This is a genomic window from Acinetobacter lwoffii, from assembly GCF_024129685.1.
Taxonomy (GTDB): Bacteria; Pseudomonadota; Gammaproteobacteria; order Pseudomonadales; family Moraxellaceae; genus Acinetobacter; species Acinetobacter lwoffii_X.
The window spans coordinates 1-531 of sequence record NZ_JAMXXL010000083.1 but is presented as its reverse complement, the minus strand read 5'-3'; the positions used below and the strand labels follow the sequence as shown (position 1 = coordinate 531).

The following is a 531-nucleotide window of genomic DNA, read 5'->3' as shown; positions in this document are numbered from 1 at the left end:
GTTGGCGTTTGTGCACTTAAGCACCGTACAGCTTCAATTAGATTCATATACCAAAACGCTTGATTCAGTTAATTTCGCTAGAACTCATTTCTTGTAGTTGCCTACTTGAAACGAGTTTGAACAAATTATTTCAACTCAAATATATTCTGTTAATGATTTTTCCAGCCTTCGTCAGGTCAGGAAACTGTGATAAATCACAGAGGTTAATAACAATGCCGCGCATTATACGCTGCTTTATCACTAAGCTCTATAAGCTATCTGATCGTTTGCTTATTACGTATCCGAAGGATACGTGGTGGAGACTAGGAGAGTCGAACTCCTGACCTCCTGCGTGCAAAGCAGGCGCTCTACCAACTAAGCTAAGTCCCCAGCTTATCAATAAGTCAATGTATCGTTCTGTTCTGTTTGCTTCAGCACTTTCATGCTTCGTTAGTCAGATTTGGTGGGTCTGACAAGACTTGAACTTGTGACCCCACGCTTATCAAGCGTGTGCTCTAACCAACTGAGCTACAGACCCTCAGATACATCGTA

2 tRNA genes are annotated in these 531 nt (G+C 42.0%); both read right to left on the bottom strand.

What is annotated here, in order from left to right:
* Positions 1 to 293: 293 nt before the first annotated feature.
* Positions 294 to 369, bottom strand: a tRNA-Ala gene (locus NI464_RS15775).
* Between the two features lie 71 nt (positions 370 to 440).
* Positions 441 to 517, bottom strand: a tRNA-Ile gene (locus NI464_RS15770).
* Positions 518 to 531: the final 14 nt, after the last annotated feature.